21 protein-coding genes are annotated in these 21188 nt (G+C 74.0%); 8 read left to right on the forward strand and 13 right to left on the reverse strand.

Annotation, left to right across the window (positions count from 1 at the left end):
* Positions 1 to 57 precede the first annotated feature (57 nt).
* Genes GOBS_RS05085 through GOBS_RS05095 form a run of 3 tightly spaced genes read right to left on the reverse strand, consistent with a single transcriptional unit; the run spans position 58 to position 3227 of the window.
* Positions 58 to 1083, reverse strand: coding sequence for a class I SAM-dependent methyltransferase (locus GOBS_RS05085; RefSeq protein WP_012947226.1), 1026 nt, complete (start codon positions 1081 to 1083; stop codon positions 58 to 60).
* Between the two features lie 51 nt (positions 1084 to 1134).
* On the reverse strand, positions 1135 to 2034 hold the full coding sequence (locus GOBS_RS05090) for a hypothetical protein (protein WP_012947227.1): 900 nt from the start codon (positions 2032 to 2034) through the stop codon (positions 1135 to 1137).
* Positions 2031 to 3227, reverse strand: coding sequence for an inositol-3-phosphate synthase (locus tag GOBS_RS05095; RefSeq protein ID WP_012947228.1), 1197 nt, complete (start codon positions 3225 to 3227; stop codon positions 2031 to 2033). The genes GOBS_RS05090 and GOBS_RS05095 overlap by 4 nt, the downstream gene beginning before the upstream one ends.
* Before the next feature lie 203 nt (positions 3228 to 3430).
* Here GOBS_RS05095 and GOBS_RS05100 point away from each other — a divergent pair, with 203 nt between their 5' ends.
* Genes GOBS_RS05100 through GOBS_RS05120 form a run of 5 tightly spaced genes read left to right on the forward strand, consistent with a single transcriptional unit; the run spans position 3431 to position 7554 of the window.
* The gene (locus GOBS_RS05100; RefSeq protein ID WP_012947229.1) at positions 3431 to 4384 is read left to right on the forward strand and encodes an ABC transporter ATP-binding protein; all 954 of its coding nucleotides are present in this window, start codon (positions 3431 to 3433) and stop codon (positions 4382 to 4384) included.
* On the forward strand, positions 4381 to 5208 hold the full coding sequence (locus GOBS_RS05105; protein ID WP_012947230.1) for an ABC transporter permease: 828 nt from the start codon (positions 4381 to 4383) through the stop codon (positions 5206 to 5208). Before GOBS_RS05100 ends, GOBS_RS05105 begins: the two co-directional genes overlap by 4 nt.
* Entirely contained in the window at positions 5205 to 6440 is a 1236-nt protein-coding gene (locus GOBS_RS05110; protein WP_012947231.1) for a sensor histidine kinase, read from the forward strand. The genes GOBS_RS05105 and GOBS_RS05110 overlap by 4 nt, the downstream gene beginning before the upstream one ends.
* Positions 6437 to 7075, forward strand: a complete 639-nt coding sequence (locus GOBS_RS05115; protein WP_012947232.1) for a response regulator — start codon at positions 6437 to 6439, stop codon at positions 7073 to 7075. Before GOBS_RS05110 ends, GOBS_RS05115 begins: the two co-directional genes overlap by 4 nt.
* Positions 7072 to 7554 (forward strand): GNAT family N-acetyltransferase, encoded by a 483-nt coding sequence (locus GOBS_RS05120; protein WP_012947233.1) that lies wholly within the window; start codon positions 7072 to 7074, stop codon positions 7552 to 7554. The genes GOBS_RS05115 and GOBS_RS05120 overlap by 4 nt, the downstream gene beginning before the upstream one ends.
* Positions 7555 to 7607: 53 nt before the next feature.
* Here GOBS_RS05120 and GOBS_RS05130 read toward each other — a convergent pair whose 3' ends face one another.
* Positions 7608 to 7973, reverse strand: a complete 366-nt coding sequence (locus GOBS_RS05130; protein WP_012947234.1) for a cupin domain-containing protein — start codon at positions 7971 to 7973, stop codon at positions 7608 to 7610.
* A gap of 54 nt (positions 7974 to 8027) precedes the next feature.
* Between GOBS_RS05130 and ychF the strand changes: the two genes are divergently transcribed.
* The gene (gene ychF / locus GOBS_RS05135; protein WP_012947235.1) at positions 8028 to 9101 is read left to right on the forward strand and encodes a redox-regulated ATPase YchF; all 1074 of its coding nucleotides are present in this window, start codon (positions 8028 to 8030) and stop codon (positions 9099 to 9101) included.
* A gap of 7 nt (positions 9102 to 9108) precedes the next feature.
* Here ychF and GOBS_RS05140 read toward each other — a convergent pair whose 3' ends face one another.
* The 6 genes from GOBS_RS05140 to GOBS_RS05160 form a co-directional block, all read right to left on the reverse strand.
* A complete protein-coding gene (locus tag GOBS_RS05140; protein ID WP_012947236.1) occupies positions 9109 to 10293 on the reverse strand; it encodes an NAD(P)/FAD-dependent oxidoreductase in 1185 nt (394 codons plus the stop codon).
* A 31-nt stretch (positions 10294 to 10324) separates the two neighbouring features.
* A complete protein-coding gene (locus GOBS_RS05145) occupies positions 10325 to 11065 on the reverse strand; it encodes a sigma factor-like helix-turn-helix DNA-binding protein (RefSeq protein ID WP_208104382.1) in 741 nt (246 codons plus the stop codon).
* A 10-nt stretch (positions 11066 to 11075) separates the two neighbouring features.
* A complete protein-coding gene (locus tag GOBS_RS29200) occupies positions 11076 to 11195 on the reverse strand; it encodes a sigma factor (protein WP_208104383.1) in 120 nt (39 codons plus the stop codon).
* 217 nt (positions 11196 to 11412) lie between these two features.
* Positions 11413 to 12177, reverse strand: a complete 765-nt coding sequence (locus GOBS_RS05150) for a hypothetical protein (RefSeq protein ID WP_012947237.1) — start codon at positions 12175 to 12177, stop codon at positions 11413 to 11415.
* 424 nt (positions 12178 to 12601) lie between these two features.
* Positions 12602 to 12823 (reverse strand): RGCVC family protein, encoded by a 222-nt coding sequence (locus GOBS_RS29605; RefSeq protein ID WP_012947238.1) that lies wholly within the window; start codon positions 12821 to 12823, stop codon positions 12602 to 12604.
* Positions 12824 to 12981: 158 nt separating this feature from the next.
* Positions 12982 to 14049, reverse strand: coding sequence for a YihY/virulence factor BrkB family protein (locus GOBS_RS05160; RefSeq protein WP_012947239.1), 1068 nt, complete (start codon positions 14047 to 14049; stop codon positions 12982 to 12984).
* Between the two features lie 580 nt (positions 14050 to 14629).
* Here GOBS_RS05160 and GOBS_RS05165 point away from each other — a divergent pair.
* Together GOBS_RS05165 and GOBS_RS05170 are read left to right on the forward strand one after the other, a co-directional pair.
* Complete coding sequence (locus GOBS_RS05165; protein WP_012947240.1) at positions 14630 to 15463, forward strand: alpha/beta fold hydrolase; 834 nt, start codon at positions 14630 to 14632, stop codon at positions 15461 to 15463.
* Positions 15464 to 15585: 122 nt separating this feature from the next.
* Positions 15586 to 17097 (forward strand): flavin-containing monooxygenase, encoded by a 1512-nt coding sequence (locus tag GOBS_RS05170; protein WP_012947241.1) that lies wholly within the window; start codon positions 15586 to 15588, stop codon positions 17095 to 17097.
* A 147-nt stretch (positions 17098 to 17244) separates the two neighbouring features.
* Here the strand turns inward: GOBS_RS05170 and GOBS_RS25195 are convergent, their stop codons facing one another.
* The 3 genes from GOBS_RS25195 to GOBS_RS05185 form a co-directional block, all read right to left on the reverse strand.
* Positions 17245 to 18705 carry a hypothetical protein gene (locus GOBS_RS25195; protein ID WP_012947242.1) on the reverse strand — a complete coding sequence of 487 codons (1461 nt, stop codon included), beginning with the start codon at positions 18703 to 18705 and terminating at the stop codon, positions 17245 to 17247.
* 311 nt (positions 18706 to 19016) lie between these two features.
* The gene (locus GOBS_RS05180) at positions 19017 to 20465 is read right to left on the reverse strand and encodes an FAD-dependent oxidoreductase (RefSeq protein WP_012947243.1); all 1449 of its coding nucleotides are present in this window, start codon (positions 20463 to 20465) and stop codon (positions 19017 to 19019) included.
* A gap of 256 nt (positions 20466 to 20721) precedes the next feature.
* Positions 20722 to 21042 (reverse strand): hypothetical protein, encoded by a 321-nt coding sequence (locus GOBS_RS05185; RefSeq protein ID WP_012947244.1) that lies wholly within the window; start codon positions 21040 to 21042, stop codon positions 20722 to 20724.
* Positions 21043 to 21188: the final 146 nt, after the last annotated feature.

Genomic DNA, 21188 nt, shown 5'->3' on the forward strand with positions numbered 1-21188 from the left:
TCTGCACAGTGGCGGTCATGAGCGGCTGATGGGCGCCACTGTGCAGATCTCGCGCGCTCACCACGCCTCCGGGAGGTCGACGAGCAGCCGGCGGCGGGCGGCGTCGGCGGGCAGCGGGTCGGGCCAGCGGGCCGGCAGGTACGTCGACCGCGGCCCGTACTCGCCGGCGTAGCGCTCGCTGGGCCAGCGCAGCTCCCCGTCGGTGTAGAGCGGGTTCGGGCGCAGCGGCGGCAGCGGCTCGCCGAGGTCGACCGGGGCGGGGGAGAGGGGGTCCCCGGCGACCAGGGCCACCGCCTCGCTGGCGTGCAGGTCGGCGGCCGCGGCGGACCGGGGCGGGCGGCCGGCGAGCAGCGAGTCGGTGAGCTCCGCGTCGTCGTAGAGCAGGTCGGTGCCGAGCACCGCGGCGTAGCCCTCCGGCGTCAGCGGCTCGCCGTGCGGGTCGGCGACGTGCGCGTGCCCGACGACGACGGTGCCGCCCTCTCCTGCGAGGTCGCGCACCGCCGCGGCCGCGGCCGGCTTGTCGCGCAGGAAGTAGAAGGCGTCGTGGCACAGCACGTAGGCCGGCGTCCGCACGTCCAGGTCGGGGACGCCGGTCACGTCGGCGCACACGTAGCGCGCCTCGGGGCAGACGAAGCGCCGGGCCAGCCACAGCTTGGCCCAGACGACGTCGACCCCGACCAGCTCGGTGCGGCCGCGGCGGGCCAGTTCCCGCAGGTGGGTGCCGATGCCGCAGGCGACGTCCACCACCGGACGGTCGCCGGGCCAGTGCTGCTGCAGCAGCGCCAGCCCGGCCAGGTGGGTGGGGTCGGACCAGCGGTGGGCGAAGTAGTCGGCCACCCGGCCCATGCCGAGCAGGCCCATCGCCTCGCGCAGGGTGCGGGCGGCCGGCACGCGGGCCAGCTGCTCGGGCGGCGGGGGCGGCTCGGTCCACCAGTCGTCGGCGTCGGCGAGCAGAGCGACGCGGGCGCGCTCGACCTCGCCGTGGGCCAGCAGGCCGGCCACCTCCGCGCGCAGCTCGTCGCGGCCGGCTCGCGCGAACGGGATGCCGTCCACCACCGGGACGGCGGGCGCCGCCGTGCTCACTGCGTCACCGTCCTCTCCCGCGCGGCCCGGCCGCCGGGTCGGCGGAGCCGCTCACAGTCCTGCCGCCGCCAGGACGTCCAGGTGGAAGGCCTGCACCGGCCCGGCGTGCACGAGCTCGAGGTCGTCCAGCGCATGCTCGGCGGTGAACGCGGCCGCGCGCGCGTGGTGGTGCACCTGCAGCACCCGGTCGAGGACGTCGGCGGCGTGGAAGGCCTGCGACTCGGGAGCCCCGGCGTCGGCCCGCAGCCGCAGCACGGTGCGCAGCCGCTCGGCCAGCGGGCCGGGCAGGGCGGCCAGCTCGCGCTCCTCCAGCGTCCTCAGCACGCGGTCCAGCGCACCCCCGAGCAGCACCTCGCCGGCGAACCCGGCGTCGGGCAGCACGACGTTGTGCAGGTGGTGGGCCAGGCCGACGAGGAACGGCGCGACCGGGTCGGCGCCGAACACCGGCGCGACGAGCACGCCGTAGACGGCGACGGTCAGGCAGTGGTCGCCGTGGCTCTCCGGCGGCTCGACGACCACCCGCGCCTTCCCCGGGGCGGTGGCCCCGGCGCGCGGCTGGCGGTTGAGCAGGTCGGCCAGCGCCGGCGGCTCCGGCGTCGGGACGGCGAGCGGCAGCGCCGCCCGCAGCTGCGCCCGGAGGCCGGCGTCCAGCGGGCCGGCGACCTCGTCGAAGCCGCGGTGCAGCACGTCGAGCGCCTCGTCGTCGGCCAGGCCCGCCGTCCGCAGCACCGCACCGTCGATGCCGGCCAGCCGGGCGCGGGCCACCGCCGCCGCCGTCTCCGACAGCGCGACCGCGGCCGCGTCCTCACCCGCGACGAGCCGACCCCAGGCGCGGGCGAAGGCCTGCTCGGCCAGCGACCCGGGGACGGCGGCCACACGGACCCGCTTGGCGTCGCCGACCTCGGTCAGCAGCGGGCGGAGCTCGGCGAGGGCGGGGGAGCCGCCCGTCACCGGCCGGCCGGCGCGCCGGCGACCCAGTCGAGCAGCACGCGCTCCTGCCGGTGCAGGGCGTGCTCGGGCGTGCTGCCGTCGGGCGACATCGGCGCCTTGAAGAACCAGCCGAACTGGGTCTGGACGCCGCCCTGCCCGCGCTGCTGCGCCAGGTCGGTCAGCCGGGCCAGCTCGATGGCCAGCGGCGCGGCCAGGATCGAGTCGCGGCACTGGAAGTCGACCTTGACCTGCATGCGCTGGCCGAGGAAGCCGACCAGGTCGATGGCGTCCCAGGCCTCCTTCTGGTCGCCGCGCGGGCGGTAGTAGTCGATCCGCACGACGTGGTCCTCGACCGGGTAGCCGAGGATCGAGTCCAGCACGCTGCCCTTGGTCTGCAGCTTGCTCTCCAGCGAGTCCGGGTCCTCGAGGGCCAGGCCGTCGCGGTTGCCCAGGATGTTGGTGGAGTACCAGCCCTCGACGGTCAGCGACCGGCTGCGGAAGGCCGGGGCCAGCACCGTCTTCATCATCGTCTGGCCGGTCTTGCCGTCCTTGCCGGCGACCGGGACGCCGCAGCTCTCGGCGAAGGCCACGAGCGCGGGGACGTCCGCGGCCAGCGACGGGGTGAAGTTGACGTAGCCGACGCCCTCGGCGATCGCCGCGTAGGCGTAGACCATCGACGGGGTGATCGACCGGTCGTCGGCGTCCAGCCCGGCCTCGAAGGCCTCGACCGTCTGCAGCGCGGGCGCCGCCGGGTCCGGCCAGCGCTCCGTGGAGGCCAGGTTGACCAGCACCAGCCCGTCGAGCCGCTCCTCCTCGCGGAACCGGCGCAGGTCGGCCCGGACGGCGTCGACCTGCGCGCGGCGGGTCTCGGCGAGCACCACGTTGCCGCCGGTGACGTTGCGGCAGAAGTCGGCGTCGCCGGCCGCCGCCCACGGGGTGATGGAGGACAGGTACGGCCCGGCCTGCTCCAGCTGACGGTGGTCGAGGACGCCGTGCTGGTCGGCGGCCTTGCGCAGGTCGCTGCCGTCGAGGTCCCAGCCGCCGACGACCAGGTCGGCGTAGCCGGCCATCCCGGTCGCCTCCGTGACCGGGACGCCGTCCACCTCCATCCCGGCGAGTGGCAGCCCGGAGGTGTCGCTCCCGCCGATGCGGAGCAGTTCCAGCCCCGCCACGGCGGTCGTGGCGACCGCTCCTCCGAGGCCGACGACGGCCATCCCGACCCGACGCGGTCCAGCAGACAACGTGATCCCCCTCGTACTCGACACCATGACGCGCGACCTACCGTGACACGGGTCACGGAGGTCTGCAGCGCGAACCTGGAGTCGGTCCAACTTCGGTCCGCCGTCCACCGACCGGTGGACGGCGGACCGGCGCATCGGCTGTCCCGCGGGGGAGCCCCCGGCAGCAGGGTCGGGGCATGCAGAAGGACTCCCTCCCCACCATCCTCAGGCTGCCGGCGGTACCCGGGAGGGAGCCGCCGGCGCTGGCCCTCAGCGGGACGGCGCCCGACGATCCCCCGGCGGTCCGCGTGCGCGGCCTGGTCAAGCGCTACGGCGGGCGCGCCGTCGTCGACGGGGTCGACCTCGACGTCCGCCGCGGCGAGGTCTTCGCGCTGCTCGGCCCGAACGGTGCGGGCAAGACGACGACGATCGAGGTGCTCGAGGGCGTGCGCCGGCGCGACGGCGGGGCGGTCGCCGTCCTCGGCGAGGACCCGGGCCGCGCCGGGCGGGCCTGGCGCGACCGCGTCGGCGTCGTCGGGCAGAGCACCGGCGTCGGGAACGCGCTCACCGTGCGGGAGACCCTCGACCACTTCGCCCGGTACCACGGCACCGCACAGGACACCGGCGCGCTCGTCGAGGCCGTCGGGCTCACCGGGGCCGCGGGCACCCGGGTGTCGCGGCTGTCGGGTGGCCAGCGGCGCCGGCTGGAGGTGGCCCTGGGCGTCCAGGGCCGGCCCGAGCTGCTGTTCCTCGACGAGCCCACCACCGGCATGGACCCGGTCGCGCGGCGGCAGTTCTGGGAGCTGGTGCGCGGGCTGAGGGCCGGCGGGACCACCGTCGTCCTCACCACCCACTACCTCGACGAGGCCGCCGCGCTGGCCGACCGCGTGGGCGTGCTGGCCGCCGGGCGCCTGGTGGACGTGGCCCCGCCCGACGAGCTCGGCGCCGGGCTGCGCCGGGCGGCCACCGTCCGGTGGGCCGACAGTGGCGGCGTGCGCGAGGTGGTCACCGAGGAGCCGGCCGCCGTCCTGCGCGACCTGCTCGCCGCGCACCCGGCCGGCGAGGTGCCCGGCCTGACCGTCACCCGGCCCGGCCTGGAGGACGTCTACCTGTCCCTGGTCGGCGCCACTCCCGAGGAGGCCTCCCGATGACCGCCGTCCTGACCCCTGCTGCCACCCGGCCGGCACCGCCGCCGGCCCTGACCATCGGGCTGGCCCGGACGGCGCTGGAGCTGCGGCTGTTCGTCCGCGACCCGGCCCAGGTGGTGTTCTCCTTCGCGTACCCGATCGTGATGCTGGTGATCTTCGCGTCGGTCTTCGCCGGCGAGGACCGGCCGGGCGGGGTGCCGTTCGCGCAGTACTTCCTCGCCGGGATCGCGGCCACCGGGATCATGCTGACCAGCTTCCAGGCGGTGGGGACGGCGCTGGCCGAGGAGCGCGAGCGCGGCGACCTGGTCCGGCTGCAGGTGATCGGCACGCCGCCGCTGGGCTACTTCCTCGGCAAGGCCGGTCAGGTGCTGGGAACGACGGTGCTGCAGCTCGCGGTCCTGCTCACCGTGGCGGCGACCGCCTACGACGTGCCGATGCCGGACGGGGCCGGCCGGTGGCTGACCTTCGCCTGGGTGGCGCTCGGCGGCGCGCTGGCGGGCACCGTCCTCGGCATCGCGGTCGCCTCGGTGGGCAGCAGCCGTGCGGTGGGCAACGGGATCAGCGCGTTCGCCATCGTGCTGCAGTTCTTCTCCGGGGTCTTCTTCGTCTTCTCCGAGCTGCCCTCGTGGATGCAGGAGGTGGCTGCGGTCTTCCCGCTGAAGTGGCTGGTGCAGGGCATGCGCTCGGTGTTCCTGCCCGACGCCGCGGCCGCCGCGGAGCCCGCGGGCAGCTGGGAGCACGGCATGATCGCCCTCGTGCTCGCGGTGTGGGTGGTTGTCGGCCTCGCGGTCTGCAGCCGCACGTTCCGCTGGCGCCGGGCGGCATGAGCCTGACGCGCCGGCTGGCCGCCGCCGTCGTCCCTCCCGAGGACGACGGCGGCGAGCCGCTGCCCGAGCGCGGGTGGCGGGCCACGGTCGTCGGCGTTCACGTCATCTCCGCCGTCGTCTGGACGCTGGCAGTGGTGTCCGCGGCGGTGGGGGACGCCGTCGACGACGACCGGCGCACGCCCGCCCTCGCGGTGCTGGCCGCGCTGGCCGTCGCTTACGCCGCCCTGGGCGTGCCGGCGATCGGGGCCGGCGCCCGGCGACGGGCGGTGGCCTACCTCGTCGTGCTCGTCGCCGCGTTCGGTCTGCTGGGCTGGCTGGCGTCGGGGCTGCTGTTCCTGCTCTTCCTCGCCTACCCGCACGTCTGGTTCGCCGTCCAGGGGACCCTGACCGGGATCACCTGGACGCTGCTGCTCGGGCTGGCCAGCGCTGTCGGCCCGCTGCTGTCGGCGACGTCCGCGAGGAGCCCCGGCGACCTGCTGCTCGAGACGGGCGTCGGCATCGCGTTCAGCCTGGCGCTGGGCGTCTGGATCAGCCGGGTGCTGCGCGAGAGCGCCGAGCGGGCCTCGCTGATCGCCCAGCTGGAGGCCACCCGGTCGGAGCTGGCGGCCGCCGAGCGCGAACGGGGCGTGCTGGCCGAGCGCGAGCGGCTGGCGCAGGAGGTGCACGACACCCTGGCGCAGGGCTACACCTCGATCGTCGTCCTGGCGCAGACCGCCGACGCGCTGCTCCCCGCGGATCCGGAGGCCGCGCGCGAGCGGCTGGCCGTCATCGAGGAGGTCGCCCGCGACAACCTCGCCGAGGCCCGTGCCGTGGTGGCCGCGTTCCGGCCGGTGGCGCTCGACGGGTCGACGCTGGTGGAGGCGCTGAGGCGGCTGGCCGAGCGGTTCGCGCGGGAGACCGGGCTGGAGGTGCGGGTGGACACGGGGGCGCTGGACGCCGCGCCGGGCCTGCGGCGCGACGAGGAGGTGGTCCTGCTGCGCGGTGCGCAGGAGGCGCTGACCAACGTCCGCCGGCACGCCGGGGCGACGGCGGTGGTGCTGCGGCTCTCGCGCGTGGGCTCGCAGGTGTCGGTGCACGTGGAGGACGACGGCGTGGGCTTCGACCCCGCCTCGGCCTCCGTCTCCGGCCTCGAGGGGCTGCGCGGCCGGGTGGAGCAGGTCGGCGGTGAGGTCGACGTCGCGTCGCTGCCCGGCGCAGGCACGCGGGTGACCGTGCGGGTGCCGGGCGCATGAGCACGCGGGTGCTGGTGGTCGACGACCACCCGGTGGTGCGGGGCGGGCTGGTCGGCTGGCTCGACGCCCAGCCCGACCTGACGGTGGTGGGCGAGGCCTCCGACGGGCTCGAGGCCCTCGCGATGGTGGCGTCGCTGGACCCCGACGTCGTCCTGATGGACCTGCGGATGCCGCGGATGGACGGCGTGGCAGCGATCGAGAGGCTGGCGGGGACGCACCCCGGCGTCCGGGTGCTCGTGCTGACCACCTACGACACCGACGCCGACATCGTGCGGGCCGTCGCCGCCGGCGCCACCGGCTACCTGCTCAAGGACGCACCCCTGCCGCAGCTGGCCGACGCCGTGCGCGCCGCGGCCCGAGGGGAGACGGTGCTCGCGCCGCCGGTGGCCGCGCGGCTGGTGTCGAGGCTGCGGGCGCCCGCGGCCGAGGCCCCGACCGCACGCGAGCTCGAGGTGCTGGCCGGCGTGGCACGCGGGCTCACCAATGCCGAGATCGGCCGGGAGCTGTTCATCGGCGAGGCGACGGTGAAGACCCACCTGCTGCGGGTGTTCGCGAAGCTCGGCGTCGACGACCGCACAAGGGCGGTGATGGTCGCCGTCGAGCGCGGCCTGCTGCCGGGACCGGGTCGCCGGTGAGCGTCGTCGTCCGGCCGGCTTCCCCGGCCGACGCCGTCGTCCTCGCCGAGCTGAGCCGGGCGGCGATCGGGGCGGCCGAGGTCTACACACCGGCCCAGCGCGCGGCCTGGGCGTCGCGTCGTTCCGTGGCCGCGCACCTCCGGTTCATCGAGGTGACCCGCGTGCTGGTGGCCTCGGTGGACGGCGTCGTGGCCGGCTTCGCGTTGGTGGCGCTGGCACCGGTCGACGGGCTCGCGGCGGGGGAGGTCGACCAGCTGTTCGTGGACCCCGTCTCCGGTGGGCGCGGAGTGGCGCGGGCGCTGCTGTCGGCGGTCGAGTCGACCGCTCGGTCCTCCGGGCTGGCCTCGCTGGTGACGCACGCGTCGTGGCGGGCGGTCCCGGTGTTCGAGCGAGCCGGCTTCAGCCAGGTGGAGGTCGAGTCGGTGACCCTGGACGGCGAGGTCCTCACGCGTGCCCTGATGCTGAAGTCCCTCGCCTGAGTGGTGCTCCGCAGCGCCCGCGGCACCTCTCTCCGGTGCCGGCGAGCCGCTCCCTACTGCTCGATACCGCGGCGCTCGGCGGTCAGCTCGCTCGGGGTGTCGCCGGTGTTCACCGTGGCGCTCGGCTCGACGAGGAGCAGTTGTGCGCCGTCGGGGGAGTACGGCTGGTGCGGGGTGCCCTTCGGGACCACGTACAGCTGCCCGGGCCCGAGGGTGACGTCGCCGTCGTCCATGCGGATGGTGAGCGAGCCGGAGAGGACCAGGAACACCTCGTCGGTCTCCGGGTGGCTGTGGCGGGTGAACTCGCCGCGGGTGTGGACGACGCGCAGGTCGTAGTCGTTGAGGACGGCGACGGTGCGCGGCGACCACGGCTGGTCGATGGTGGCGAGGACGGCGGCGAGGTCGACGGGGTCCGGCATGGGGCCATCCTCGCCGTCCGGGCGCCGCTGTCCACGCCCGTAAGCTGGTCTCCCGTGAGTCTCACCATCGGGATCGTCGGGTTGCCCAACGTCGGCAAGTCGACGCTGTTCAACGCGTTGACCAAGAACGACGTCCTGGCGGCGAACTATCCGTTTGCCACCATCGAGCCGAACGTCGGCGTGGTCGGCGTGCCGGACCCCCGCCTCGGCAGGCTGGCGGAGCTGTTCTCGTCGCAGAAGACGATCCCGGCGACGGTGTCCTTCGTCGACATCGCCGGCATCGTGCGCGGCGCCAGCGAGGGGCAGGGGCTGGGCAACAAGTTCCTGGCCAACATCCGCGAGAGCGACGCGATCTGCCAGGTGATCCGGGTGTTCACCGACCCCGACGTCGTCCACGTCGAGGGCAAGGTCAGCCCGGCCGACGACATCGAGACGATCAACACCGAGCTCGTCCTCGCCGACATGCAGACGCTGGAGAAGGCGATCCCGCGGCTGGAGAAGGAGTCGCGCAAGGACAAGGAGCGGGCGGCGCTGCTGGCCGCTGCCCTCGACGCCCAGAAGGTGCTGGACGAGGGAAAGACGCTGTTCTCCGCCGGCGTCGACCCCGAGCCGCTGCGCGAGCTGACCCTGTTGACCACCAAGCCGTTCCTCTACGTCTTCAACGTGGACGAGGAGGAGCTGGCCAACGAGGAGCTCATCTCCGAGCTGCGTGCCCTGGTGGCCCCGGCCGAGGCGATCCTCATGGACGCCAAGATCGAGGCCGAGCTTGCCGAGCTGCCCGAGGAGGAGGCCGCCGAGCTGCTCGCCGGCATCGGCCAGGAGGAGCCCGGCCTGCACCAGCTGGCCCGCATCGGCTTCGCCACCCTCGGCCTGCAGACCTACCTGACCGCCGGCCCCAAGGAGGCCCGCGCCTGGACCATCCCGATCGGCGCGACCGCCCCGCAGGCCGCCGGCGTCATCCACACCGACTTCCAGCGCGGCTTCATCAAGGCCGAGATCGTCTCCTACGACCAGCTGATCGAGGCCGGCTCGATGGCCGAGGCCAAGGCCCGCGGCTGGGTGCGCATGGAGGGCAAGGACTACGTCATGCAGGACGGCGACGTCGTGGAGTTCCGCTTCAACGTGTGACTGGCGGTCACACCCGCCCCCGGAGGATGCGGCGGAAGTAGATCGCCGGGAGTGCGTAGCGGTCGAGGAACCAGGTCGATCGGCGGGGCTTGATCGGATCGAGGAACGGCACCGACGGGGACGGTCGCCCGTCGCGATCGACCTCGACGAGCACCAGCTTCCTGCGGCTCAGGGTGATCGGGATGACCGTGTACCCGTCGTACCGCTGCACCGGTTCCCCGTTCCGGGCGGCTGCGATGTTCCGGGCCACGACGTCGACCTGCTTCCTCAGCGCTCCACCCGAGGGGCGGGTGGCGACGTCGGCGGCGTCGCCGATCGCCCAGATGGACTGGTGGCGGCGGGAACGCAGGGTGTGCGGATCGACGTCGACCAGGCCGGGCGCCGGGTCGGCGGCGAGGCCGGCGTCCGCGATCCAGCCCGGAGCCCGGTAGTGCGGGACCGCGTGGGCGAAGGCGACGTCCTCGAGCACCCGCCGGCCGGCGCCCGTCGCGACCGTGACGGCGTGGACGTCCCAGTCCACGCGCTCGATGCGCGCCTCGCGCAGCACCTCGACGCCGTAGGTCTCGAAGGTGCGGTCCAGGATCCCGTCTGCCTCCGGCACGCCTGTCGCGGTCGCAGCGGGCAGCACGAGCCGGACGTCGAGGTCCGGCAGCACACCTGCACGCCGCCAGTGGTCGCACGCCATGAGCAGCGGCTTGAGCGCCGTCGGACCGCAGGAGGCCGGCTCCGGCGGCACGGTGAACAGGACCGAGCCGGCGCGCAGCGACGTCAGTCTCGGCCACACCTGCGGCGCACTGCCCGGGACGTACGTGGAGGCCGCCCACCCGTCGTTGTACGCGGACTGCAGCCCCGGCGTGGCGTCCCAGTCCTCCACCAGGCCGGGGCACAGGACGAGCGTCGAGCAGTGCAGCGTGCGCCCTACGCGCGTCCGCACGGTCATGGCCGCTGGGTCGACCGCCTCGACGCTGTCGCGGATCCACTCGCACCCGTCGGGGACGACGTCTCGCATCGGGCGCTCCAGGTCCGCCATCGCAGCCTGCCCGCCGCCGACGTAGTTGAGCAGCGGCTTGTACCGGTGCACCGGTTGAGGTGCCACGACGGTGACGCCCGGGGCGCCGTCGCGGCGCAGACGCGCCGCCAGGGAGATCCCGGCGTTGCCGCCGCCGACGATCAGCACCTCGGAATGCTCCACGTCCACTCCCCGGGAAGGCCACGGGACTCCGTCACCGCCGCAGCTCGGCCACCGCATCCAGCCTGCCGAGCTCGTGCGGGTTGCGCATCGCGTACGTCCGGGTGATGCAGCCGTCCTCGACGACGAAGGTGATCGCCGTGTCGAACTCGCCGCCCGGGTGGATCCGCGCGGCGACCGCGCCGTTGGTCAGCGGTGTGGTGATCTCCACGCCGGGGCGCCAGCTCCGCGAAGTGGGACAGCGCGGAGGCACCCGCTTGCGGCCCGCGACGGGACGGCGGGCGGCGGGGGCCAGATCTCCACTGTCCGCGACCACCACGACGTCGGGCGCGAGCGCGTCCATCAGACCCTGAACACAGCCCGCGGTGAGAGCGGCGAGGAACCGGTCCTCGACCCGCTGCTGCTCGGCGCGGGTCACCACCATCCGGGGTCGGCGCGCGGCCACGTGTTCCCGAGCCCGGTGCGCGATCTGCCGCACGGCGGCGCTCGACTCGCCCACCGCCTCGGCGATCTCGTCGTGCGACACGTCGAAGACCTCGTGCAGCACCAGGACCGCGCGCTCGGTCGGTCGGAACGTCTCGAGCACGGTCGGCATCGCGATCGGGACGCTCTCCGCCAGCTCGACGTCCTCGGCCACGTCCGGGTTGGTCAGCAGCGGCTCGGGGAGCCATTCCCCGACGTACTCCTCCCGACGGCGGGCCAGAGTGCGCATCCGGTCGAGCGCCTGGCGGGTGGCGATCCGCACCAGGTAAGCCCGCGCGTCGCGCACCACCACCCGGTCCGCCTCAGCCCACCGCAGCTGAGTCCTTCTGCACCACGTCCTCGGCATCGGCGGCCGAGCCGAGCATCTCGTAGGCGACGGTGAACAGCAGGCTGCGGTGGGTGAGGAACGGATCGTCGGTCATGCCGAGGGACGCCGTCCGCCGCCTGGGCCGCCAGCGGCGGCAGGCCGCAGGACGCCGAGAACTCCTGCGACCGGACCGCTACTCGTTCAGCGCCAACCGTCACGAGCCAACCGGGATCGCCGGCCCGAGCGCTGGTCAACGCGCGTCTCCAAGCCTGCCAGAGGCTGCCCGGCCGGGCCGCCGACTCCCCGTCTCCCGGAACGGCTGACGTGCGGCCTCAGGGTCGGGGATGGTCCTGCTGGACCTCACGTGGGGGGAGTTCTTCGACGGTCACCGGCGCGGGCGTGGCGGGCCTGAAGACCCTCGCGGCGGCCGTGACCGTGCCCTTGAGGACGTGTTGCACGTAGTTCGCGGCGGCCATGGGACCCAGGCCGAAGGGCAGCAGCCCGGCCAGGAGCGGCGGTCCGACCGCCAGCGCCCACGCCCGCAGCATCTCCGACTGCGACGCGGCGATCTCCTGCCGCTCCTGCGCCGTCAGGGCCGCCAGAGCGTCGTAGGCACCGGCCTGCTCCAGCAGCCGCGCGTGGGGTCCCAGGATCGCGTCGGGGCGGATCCGCCCGGTCTTGTCCAGCTCGACCGCGCCGTCGGTGAGGACCAGCAGGACGGCGGTGCGGGTCAGCTCGGGGTCGGTGAGGTCCCTGTCGTAGAGCAGTCCCACCTTGATCACCGCGCTGACCGCCTCCTTGAGGACCTCCCGCAACGCGACCGGGAGGGCGGCAGCCGAGATCGCCGTTCCGTAGCCCGGGAGGATCGAGGGCAGGGAGTAGGAGACCGCTCGCGCCGCCCTGATCCGGTTTCCGCGCGTCACCTGGCCGACCAGCTCTCCCGGTGCGACCAGGGGCCTGCCCGCACGGACCTTGTCGACGACCTGCTGGGCCTCCTCGAGGGAGGGTTGGAGGGTGCGGTTGATCAGCGCCATCGCACGCTCGACGGTCGACTCGATGTCGAACTCCGGCTTGGGGAAGGTGAAACCGCTGCTCATGTCGGTCTCCTGTCCGTTGGCGGCTCCCGAGGATCCCAGCGGGCCACTCGGCAACGGGGACCGCAGAGCGTGGGCGTCGAGACGAGTTCCAGCGCGGCGGCGTCACCTTCGTCGACTTCGTCCGCAAGGGCGACCTCATCGGCGCACGCCCGGCCCCGCGGCTGTCCACCTGGAACGGAGGAGAAGTCGGTGATGGGCAGCGCTGTGCACCCGGACAGCTCGCGTGGTGGTCGCCCGCCGAGCAGAGCACCCCGAGCGCGATGGGGTCGGACCAGTGAGCTCCTGAGAGTCCGACCGCCGGCGCGGCGTGACTGCGGACCTCCGAGAGACAGCAGAAAGCCGGCCGGACTGATCGGTCTGCCGGGGACGGTCGGCGCTACCGAGCCGGTCCCGTCACCGACGGCAGCACCTCGCGCCCGCCGGCTCAGGAGGATCGGCAGATGCAGCCTCGAGCGATGGCGCCCTTGAGGGTGGCGTGACAGAACCGGAGCCCCATGGAGTCGTGACGGGCCACCGGGTGCGGACACACGGCGCAGGCTGCTCCGTCCAGCGGTTGGAATGCGTTGTCAGCCAGCTCCTGCATCCGCTCCACAGGGGACCTGACGTCGGCGGTGGTCATCGCGCGTGCCGTGGTGAAGCGGGTCATGACGGCCGCCTGACTCCGCCGTGATGTGGCGGGTAGAGGAACGCCGGAGCCGGCACCGCATCGGAGCGGTGCACGAGGAGGACCGACACCGTCACGCTACGCCTGCAGGCCTGCCGGGGCTGGTCTCGAGGCGCGCACTGGACCGCGCCACCAGCGGTTCAGTCTCGGTGCGCCGTCGGTGCGGGGGGCTCCACTGTGTAGGCCAGTTGCTCGAGGACCGCGGCTGCGGCCTCCGGGTGCTCGCGCACTGTTCGGCGCAGCTCCGGTGTCCCGGGTCCGGACTTCGCGAGCCTGCCGCGGCGGTCGCGCAGCGGAACTGGCCACAGCGCCTGGATGGCGGCGTTGAGCTGTGCCCCCAGGATGATCGCGAACGCGATGAAGAAGGTGGCCAGCAGAAACGCGATCGGTGCGGCCAGCGCGCCGTAGGTGTAGCCGCTACCGGTCAACCAGTCGAGGTAGAGCCGCAGTCCGCTCGACCCGGCGAGGAAGACCAGCGCGGCGAGCAGCGCCCCGGGCAGTCCGCGGTACCACGGGGGCTTGAGCGGCAGCGCCACCCTGTACAGCGTCGTGAGCGCCAGCAGCAGAACGAGGCCGAGCACCGGATAGTAGACCGTGTCGACGGCCGTGCCCGCGCTGTGCTGCCAGGAGTCGGGCAGCAGGGGCAGGACCCGCTCCGGTCCGAGCGCGAGGAGCGGCAGGACCAGGATCCCCGTGACGAGGCCGACGAGGTACATGAGCATCGACAGGGTCCGTTGCCAGATGAGGTTGCGCACCTCGTACTGGTCGTGGGCGCGGGTGATGGCGTCGACGAACGAGGCCATCGCCGACGAGCCGGACCAGAACGAGAGGACGAACCCGACCGAGATGACCTCCGCGCGGGCGGTGCTGAGGACGTCGGCGACGGTCGGCGCGATGATCTCGTCGAGGGCGTTGCGGCTGAACACCCCGCCGGTGAGGTCGATGATCCACTGCTGCACCGCCGCGATGGTGTCGGGCCCGAATGCGCCGCCGACGTAGCCGAGGATGCCGAAGAGCCCGAGGAGCAGCGGCGGCAGTGAGAGCGTCTGCCAGAACGCCGCGGCCGCCGACTCGGTGAAGATGTCGTCGTTCCAGGCGTTGCCCATCGTGCGCCGCACCAACCGGTGGGCGGCGCTGCGCCGTGACGCGGGCCCGGGAGTCGTGGCCTCGGCGCCGGTACCCGTCCCGTCGCTGCGCTCCTCCGCCATCTTCCCAGCATGCGCGCGCGGCCGGCAGTCGTCCTCCGGGACTCTCGCGGGTCACGACTGCGGGCAGTGCTCGTCCACCGGACGACCACGCGGTCCGCGCGCCGGAGATCCGGGCCTGTCCTCGGCTCGACCAGCCCGTGCGACGTCGGCGGAGGGAGGAGCGGTCATCCCGCTGCAGCCAACGGTGACCGGTCCGAGTTCCCCAGGGGATCCCGGATTCGTCGCCGCGACAACGGACACCCGCGCACGGCACGGGGAGGTGGCTCGGTCTCGCGTCACCGGCCCGCAGCAGTCCGCACGACGTTCGTCCACGGTCGACGACGTCCAACGACGTGGCCACCACGTCGGCCCCCTCGACCGCCTGCGCTCGGCGGCGGCCCGCGAAGTCACCGCGCTCCGGAGTCCCCGGCCGTTCTCGTGGTGCTGGGGCCTGGTGGGTCCGAGCCGCGGAGCAGTCGGTTCTCCGCGCCGTGCGGCCCCCTGCGCCGGCCCGCTCCGAGGTGCGCCCTTCCGGACCGGCTAGTTCCTGTGGTGTGCTCACCCCCCTTTCTGCTTGCCACGGAACAGCGATGGAGACGCCGTGACCACTCCCACCACGCACCCGCAGCGGACCGTCCAGGTCGGCGACATCTCCGTCGCGGTCCAGGAGTACGGCGAGGGTGAACCGCTGCTGATCGTGAACGGGACGACGCAGTCCCTCGGCTTCTGGGCCGAGCCGGCGCCGGTCCTGGCCAGCCGCCACCGCGTGGTCACCTACGACCTGCGCGGCATGGGCGGGTCCGAGCGGGGCTCGGGGGAGATCAGCGTCGCCTCGCTGGCGGAGGACGCCCGGGGGCTGCTCGAGGCGCTCGACATCGAGCGGGCACACGTCCTGGGCTACTCCCTGGGCAGCGCCATCGCGCAGGAGCTCGCGCTGGCCGCTCCGGAGCGGGTGGCCTCGCTCGTCCTCTACTGCACCTGGGCCCGCACCGACGGCTTCCAGCGCGCGGTCATCACGGGGCTCGCGCACCCGTGGCGCACCGGCGACATGGAGGCCGCGCTCGGGGCCCTCGGCATCGCCTTCTCACCGCAGCTGCTCGACAGCCCGGAGTTCGGCGAGCTCGTCGAGCAGCTGCTGCCACTGTTCCCGAGCACCGAGCAGCAGGTCCGGACCACCGTGGAGCAGTGGGACGCCGACCTGGCCCACGACACGCTCGACCGGATCGGCGGCATCACGGCGCCCACCCTCGTCATCGCCGGCGAGCAGGACCTGCTCACCCCGCCATGGCACGGCCGCCAGGTGGCCGAGTCGATCCCTGGGGCGAGGCTGCACATGTTCACCGGCCCGGGCTCCAGCCACGCCCTCGGCGTCGAGCGCGCCGAGGAGTTCCTGCCCCTGGTGCAGGATTTCCTCGCCGAGCACCCGCTCTCCTGACGAGCGACGGAGGGGGTCGACAGGTCCGCGGGGGCCTCATCCGGGCCGCTGCGGTTCCACAAGCACTCCAGCCAGACCTTAGTGTGGTCTGCGTCACTCCCCGGACACTGGAGGTCCCCCTCATGACGACGACCACGGAACCGGCAACCGTCCAGGAGCCGCGCAGTAGCGGGCCCCAGCACGTCGACGTCCTCATCGTCGGTGCCGGGGTCTCCGGAATCGGCGCCGCGCACCACCTCCAGGAACAGTTCCCCGACCGGTCGTTCGTCATCCTGGACGCACAGGACAACCGCGGCGGCACCTGGTGGACCCACCGGTACCCCGGCGTGCGCTCCGACAGCGACCTGTTCACCTACGGCTACCGGTTCAAGCCCTGGCGCGGACCGTCGATCGCCGCGGGGGAGGAGATCCTCAACTACCTCGACGAGGTCATCGAGGAGGACGACCTCGGTCAGCACATCCGCTACCACCACCGCGTCACCGCGGCCAGCTGGTCGACCGAGGACCGCCGGTGGACTGTCGAGGTCACCCGCGGCGACACCGACGAACAGCTGCAGTTCACCACCGACTTCCTGTGGATGTGCCAGGGCTACTACAACCACGACAAGCCGTACCAGCCGCAGTGGGAGGGCCTGGACCGGTTCCAGGGCCTGGTCGTCCACCCCCAGCAGTGGCCACAGGACCTGGACCTCTCCGGCAAGCGCGTCGTCGTCATCGGCTCCGGCTCCACGGCCGCCACGCTGATCCCGGCGATCGCGCAGGAGGCGGCGCACGTGACGATGCTGCAGCGCTCTCCGTCCTACTTCCTCGCCCCACCCCTGACGCACGAGCTCGCCGTGACGCTGCGCCAGCTGGACATCCCCGAGGACTGGACGCACGAGATCCTCCGCCGTGCCTACGCCGCCCAGTTCAACGAGCTGGCGCGGATGTCACTCGAGGCGCCCGACGAGCTCCACACGTTCCTCATGGAGTCCCTGAAGCCGCTGCTGCCCGAGGACTTCGACATCGAGAAGCACTTCACCCCCCGCTACCGCCCGTGGCAGCAGCGCATCGCGATCGTCCCGGAGGGCGACCTGTTCGCGGCACTGCGCGAGGGGAAGGCCTCGATCGTCACCGACACCATCGACACGTTCACCGAGACGGGGATCCGGGTCGGCTCCGGCGAGGAGCTCGAGGCCGACGTCGTCGTCAGCGCCACCGGGTTCAACCTGTCCGCCTTCGGCGACGTCACCTTCACCGTGGACGGCGAACCGGTCGAGTTTCCCGAACGGGTCACCTGGCGCGGCATCATGATCAGCGGCATCCCGAACATGGCCTACGTGTTCGGCTACTTCCGGCACAGCTGGACGCTGCGTGCGGACCTCGTCAGCGACCTGGTCTGCCGACTGTTCGAGACCATGGAGGCGAAGGGCGCCACCATGGTCGTCCCGACCCTCCGGCCGGAGGACGCCGACATGCAGATCCGGCCGTGGTCGGACCCGGAGAACTTCAACGCCGGGTACGTCATGCGCTCGCAGCACGTCCTGTTCAAGCAGGGCGACCGGGAGCCGTGGACCCACATGGCGGAGCACGCCGAGGAGATGGAGCTCCTGCCCAAGGCCGACCTCGACGACGGGACGCTCGTCTACCGCTGAGCCCGGCGGTCGCAGAGGAGGGCGCAGGGAGGTCACCCGTCCGCCTGCCGATCCACCGCTCCGCGCCGGAGCGGGTGAGCACACCCCTCACCCGCACCGGCGTGGACGGCGGTCGGGACCGCAGCAGCCGGTACCGCTACGCCGTGGTCACGGCCGTCCGGTCGGTCCGTCGTCCGACTTGGCGGGCGGGATCAGCGGGTCCGCCAGCGGCGCGTCCGTCCCGCGGGGGCCGCCCGTCCCCGTCACCGGCGGGGGTGGCGTCACGACAACGTCGACCTCGTCGACGACGAGCGCGTCGATGTCGACCGTGTCGGTGCTGCCGCCGGCGTTCGCGCTGTGGCGGCCGGCCCCACCCCCGGACAGCTTGTCGATGCTGCTCCGCAGCGGAGCCGGGGCGGCGGCCCTGACCTGCTCCACGGCCTGCTGGACCTCCGGCCGCTCCATAAAACCGGCCGCGGCCTGCCTGATCTGCTCGTACCGGCCTCGCCCGGCGCGCGCGCCGAGCACGTACCCGACTCCGAAACCGAGCCCCAACGACAACCTGCCCATGACTCTCCTCCAGCCCTTCTCCAGCCGTTCTCCGGTCTCGGCGATCGCCTCGGGCACCGCCTCGGCTGCCGCGCCCACCGTGAGCACGGCGTGCAGTCCCGTCCGCCCCGCACGGCCGACGCCGGCCGCCACCCGGGGCAGGGCTGCCCCGACCGCCACGGTGGCTGCATCGGTGGCCTTCAGGGCCGAGTCCGTCCCGGCACGGGCGGCACGCCAGACCGCCTGCCCGGTCGTGGCCAGCAGCGGTGTCAGCCGCGCCGCGGTCTCGTCGGTGTAGGTCCGCGCCACTGCCGCCGCCGCGCGGCCCTGCTGCGCGGCGTCCACGGCCGCGCGGCGGATCGAGGCCTCCACCACCGGCGCGGCCGTGGCTGCGAGCTGCACGGCTCGCTCCCGGGCGGCGACCGTGCCGGCGAGGGCGCGGGCCGCTGCCGACCTCGGCGGGGGAGTCGCGCGCCGGAAGAGGCGCACCGACCCGAGGATCGATCCGCGGCGCAGGCGCACGGCCGCGACGACCGCCACCAGGGCCGCGAGCGCGGCCACGGCGGCCGCCACCCCGCGACCGCGACCCGCGGTGCCGCTGGCGACGACCTGCCCGGCGGCCTCGTCCGGTGCGGTCTGGGTCGGCTCCGGTGCGGTCGGCTGTGGTGCGGTCGGTTCAGGTGCGGTCGGCTCGGACACGGTGGAGGTGGACTCGGCCCCGGTCGGCTCGGCCTCGGCGGCCGGCAGGAGGCTGTCCGAGGTGGACGTCGAGTACTCGATCCCGTAGTGCCGGTAGAGCTCCGCCTCCTGCTCCTGGGACAGCTCACGCGCGGGACCGAACCGTGGCGCGCCGTCGGCGTCCGCCCGGGTGACCGTGACCTGGACCCGGTCACCGGTCCCCGTCGCGTCGATGAGCGGGACCACCACGGTCACCTCGTCGCGATCGGCGTACATCCACTCCGGCAGTCCGGTCGCCTCGTCGGCCAGCAGGGCGGCGCAGACCCCGATCTCGGCGCCGTCGCGGTCGACCACCGTCCTGCCGATCCAGTCCCTCGCCGCGTCGCGATCAGGCAGTGTCATCGTCGCCCCCTGTCGTGAGCGGCCGGGCGGCCGGTCTGCCGCGTCGACGGCCGTCGCCCGCAGCTACCCAGCAGGTGGCGCGCCAACCCGCACTCCTGCTGGACACCGGCACCGGCCCGGCTGCTCAGGGCACCAACGGAACCCGATGACGACGTGGCGTCAGGACGGTCCGCACCGGTCGACGGGGGCGCCCGCCCACCTGTCCGCACCCCGGAACTCCTGGAGGGACGGGGACGAGGGGCCGGCGAGGAGTCGACCGGGAGGCCAGGTGTCGGCGGTACGCGACCGCAGCAGGGCACCCACCGCTGAGGTCACGCCTCCCTGCGGGGATGTTCGGTCGCCGTTGCGGATTCGCTCCGCGGCAGGTCGCGCGGTCGGGGTACCCGCACCGTGGGCTCCGGCCGATCCGCGGCCGACGGTCCCACCTGGGCGGTGCGCCGCTGGGCGAGGAGCACCTTCGTACCGAGCCGAGGACGCAGCAGCGACTCGGGCGGGTCGATCAGGTTCGCCACCCGCAGGAACGCTGCGCCCACCTCGGGGTCGACCGCAGCCGCCGCCTGGACCCGTGACACGTAGGCGTTGACCAGGCGCATGCGCGCGGGTCGAGGGCCGGGGACCGCCGGCAGTCGCAGGTCGCCGCCGGCCGCCATGTCCCAGGCCACGTCGACCAGACGCGCCGCCCGGCGGAAGAACTGCCGCGCGAGGTCGTCGGAGCCGACGGCGAGGAGGTCCCGCAGGACGAGGGCCTCTGCAGCGGCCACTGTGATGCCCTGTCCGTAGACGGGGTTGAAGCTGCTCACCGCGTCCCCGGTGACCACCAGGCCGCGGGGGAACCGGGTGAGCCGCTCATAGTGCCGTCGCGTGCTGCTGACGAAGTGGTAGCTCCAGGGACCGCCCACCGGCTCCCGGTCCGCCATGAGCTGGGCGATCTCGGGCGCGGGCAGGCCGGTCGCGAAGGCCCGGAAGCCGGCCAGGTCCGTCGGTGCGGTGTCCCCGTGGTATCCGCCGGCGCCGATGATCCACCGGTTCCCCTCGATCGCGAGAGCGGCGCCGAACCGTTGTCGAGCGACGGTGGCCCCGACGAGGCAGGCCCGATCGCCGTCGAGGTCGCCGTCGTACCGCGGGACGACCCAGGAGGTGTAGCGGAGGTCCACCTCGATCCGGGACTCCGCCGGCCGGTCGAAGCCGTGCGATCCCAGCCACGCCGGGGTGTGCGACCCGCGCCCCGTCGCGTCCACCACCAGGTCGGCCGGGAGCAGCTCCTCATCCGCGCCCCCGGCGGTCGCGCCTCCGCGGTGCACGCGTACTCCGGACACGCGCCCGTCGGCCGCCACGAGGTCGACGAGCTGAGCCGGCGCGACGAGCTCCACCTCCGGCAGGGCCAGGACGCGGGCCCGCACCCGCTCCTCCAGCAGCGGCCGGCTCAGGGCGACGGCCTGCATCCCGATCGGAGACTGGCGCAGCAGGTGCCCGTCGGTGTACCAGCGGGCGTCACCCTGCATGTCACCGATGGCGGCACCGTGCTCGACGAGCTCGGAGGTGAGGCCGGGGAAGAGCTCCTCGAGGATCTCTCGGCCACGGGCCAGCAACCCGTGGGGATGCCGGCCCTGCGGGACGCCCCGCCGCGCCGCGACCTCGCCCGGGAGCTCGTCCCGGTCCACCACCGTGACCCGGTCGAAGGCCTCAGTGAGCACCCGGGCGGTCAGGAGTCCGCTCATGCTCGCCCCGACGACGACCGCCCGCTGTCCCGTCCGTGCCATGACCGTCCCTCCCCGGGCTGTCACGCTGCGACGACGGGGACGGTCCTCCGCGTGCCGACGGCTGGGAAGGGTCGTCGGGCCCACTCGCCGTAGGAGCGGCATCGGGCGCCCGCGACCCGTGTGCAGCGGCCGTCGGCCGGGGGAGCGGCACCCCAGGGCGTGAGGCCGGCAGGACTCGACAGCCGTGCGCGGATGCGCAGTTCCCGGCTCAGGAAGTGCGCATCCGCGCACACCGATGCCGAGCGTGGGTCCCGGCTCAGGCGGCGAGCGGGTGATGGTGGCAGCGGCCACCGGCGGTGGCACGGGCGCCGCACGGCGCGCCGGCCTTGGTCCGGCCGCCGCTGTCACCGCAGCGGACCGGGGTGGCCACAGCCGGAGCGGCCACGGTCGGCGCCGCCGGGTGCTCGACCACGGGGCGCGGGAAGGGCAGGACGACGGCGTCGTGCTCCTCGACCGGCGCGGCGGGCAGGGGAGTGGCGGCCGCGGTGGGGCGGGCGGCGCGGCGGTGCAGGACCGTGGCGGCGGTCGAACCGGCGAGGAAGGCGGCGAGGGCGGTGGTGACGTGGCTGGCGCGCATGCCCGCGTCATCGGCGGACCGCCTGGTGCGCGTGAACCCGCACGTCACAGCAGCCCCACGCCCCGCAGCACGGCCAGCGGTGACGTGCATCACCTGCCGCACCCGGGGGTAGCGGGGGTGTCCATTGCCCGCGACGAGGGAGGACC

It is taken from the genome of Geodermatophilus obscurus DSM 43160 (genome assembly GCF_000025345.1).
GTDB classification, from domain to species: domain Bacteria; phylum Actinomycetota; class Actinomycetes; order Mycobacteriales; family Geodermatophilaceae; genus Geodermatophilus; species Geodermatophilus obscurus.

Excerpts from the sequence above, each read along its gene's own strand:
- GOBS_RS05095 (WP_012947228.1), bottom strand. The coding sequence starts at position 3,227 with ATGGCCGTCGTCGGCCTCGGAGGAGCGGTCGCCACGACCGCCGTGGCG.
- GOBS_RS05100 (WP_012947229.1), top strand. The coding sequence starts at position 3,431 with ATGCAGAAGGACTCCCTCCCCACCATCCTCAGGCTGCCGGCGGTACCC.
- GOBS_RS05105 (WP_012947230.1), top strand. The coding sequence starts at position 4,381 with ATGACCGCCGTCCTGACCCCTGCTGCCACCCGGCCGGCACCGCCGCCG.
- GOBS_RS05110 (WP_012947231.1), top strand. The coding sequence starts at position 5,205 with ATGAGCCTGACGCGCCGGCTGGCCGCCGCCGTCGTCCCTCCCGAGGAC.
- GOBS_RS05115 (WP_012947232.1), top strand. The coding sequence starts at position 6,437 with ATGAGCACGCGGGTGCTGGTGGTCGACGACCACCCGGTGGTGCGGGGC.
- GOBS_RS05130 (WP_012947234.1), bottom strand. The coding sequence starts at position 7,973 with ATGCCGGACCCCGTCGACCTCGCCGCCGTCCTCGCCACCATCGACCAG.
- GOBS_RS29200 (WP_208104383.1), bottom strand. The coding sequence starts at position 11,195 with ATGACCGACGATCCGTTCCTCACCCACCGCAGCCTGCTGTTCACCGTC.
- GOBS_RS05150 (WP_012947237.1), bottom strand. The coding sequence starts at position 12,177 with ATGAGCAGCGGTTTCACCTTCCCCAAGCCGGAGTTCGACATCGAGTCG.
- GOBS_RS29605 (WP_012947238.1), bottom strand. The coding sequence starts at position 12,823 with ATGACCCGCTTCACCACGGCACGCGCGATGACCACCGCCGACGTCAGG.
- GOBS_RS05160 (WP_012947239.1), bottom strand. The coding sequence starts at position 14,049 with ATGGCGGAGGAGCGCAGCGACGGGACGGGTACCGGCGCCGAGGCCACG.
- GOBS_RS05170 (WP_012947241.1), top strand. The coding sequence starts at position 15,586 with ATGACGACGACCACGGAACCGGCAACCGTCCAGGAGCCGCGCAGTAGC.
- GOBS_RS25195 (WP_012947242.1), bottom strand. The coding sequence starts at position 18,705 with ATGACACTGCCTGATCGCGACGCGGCGAGGGACTGGATCGGCAGGACG.
- GOBS_RS05180 (WP_012947243.1), bottom strand. The coding sequence starts at position 20,465 with ATGGCACGGACGGGACAGCGGGCGGTCGTCGTCGGGGCGAGCATGAGC.
- GOBS_RS05185 (WP_012947244.1), bottom strand. The coding sequence starts at position 21,042 with ATGCGCGCCAGCCACGTCACCACCGCCCTCGCCGCCTTCCTCGCCGGT.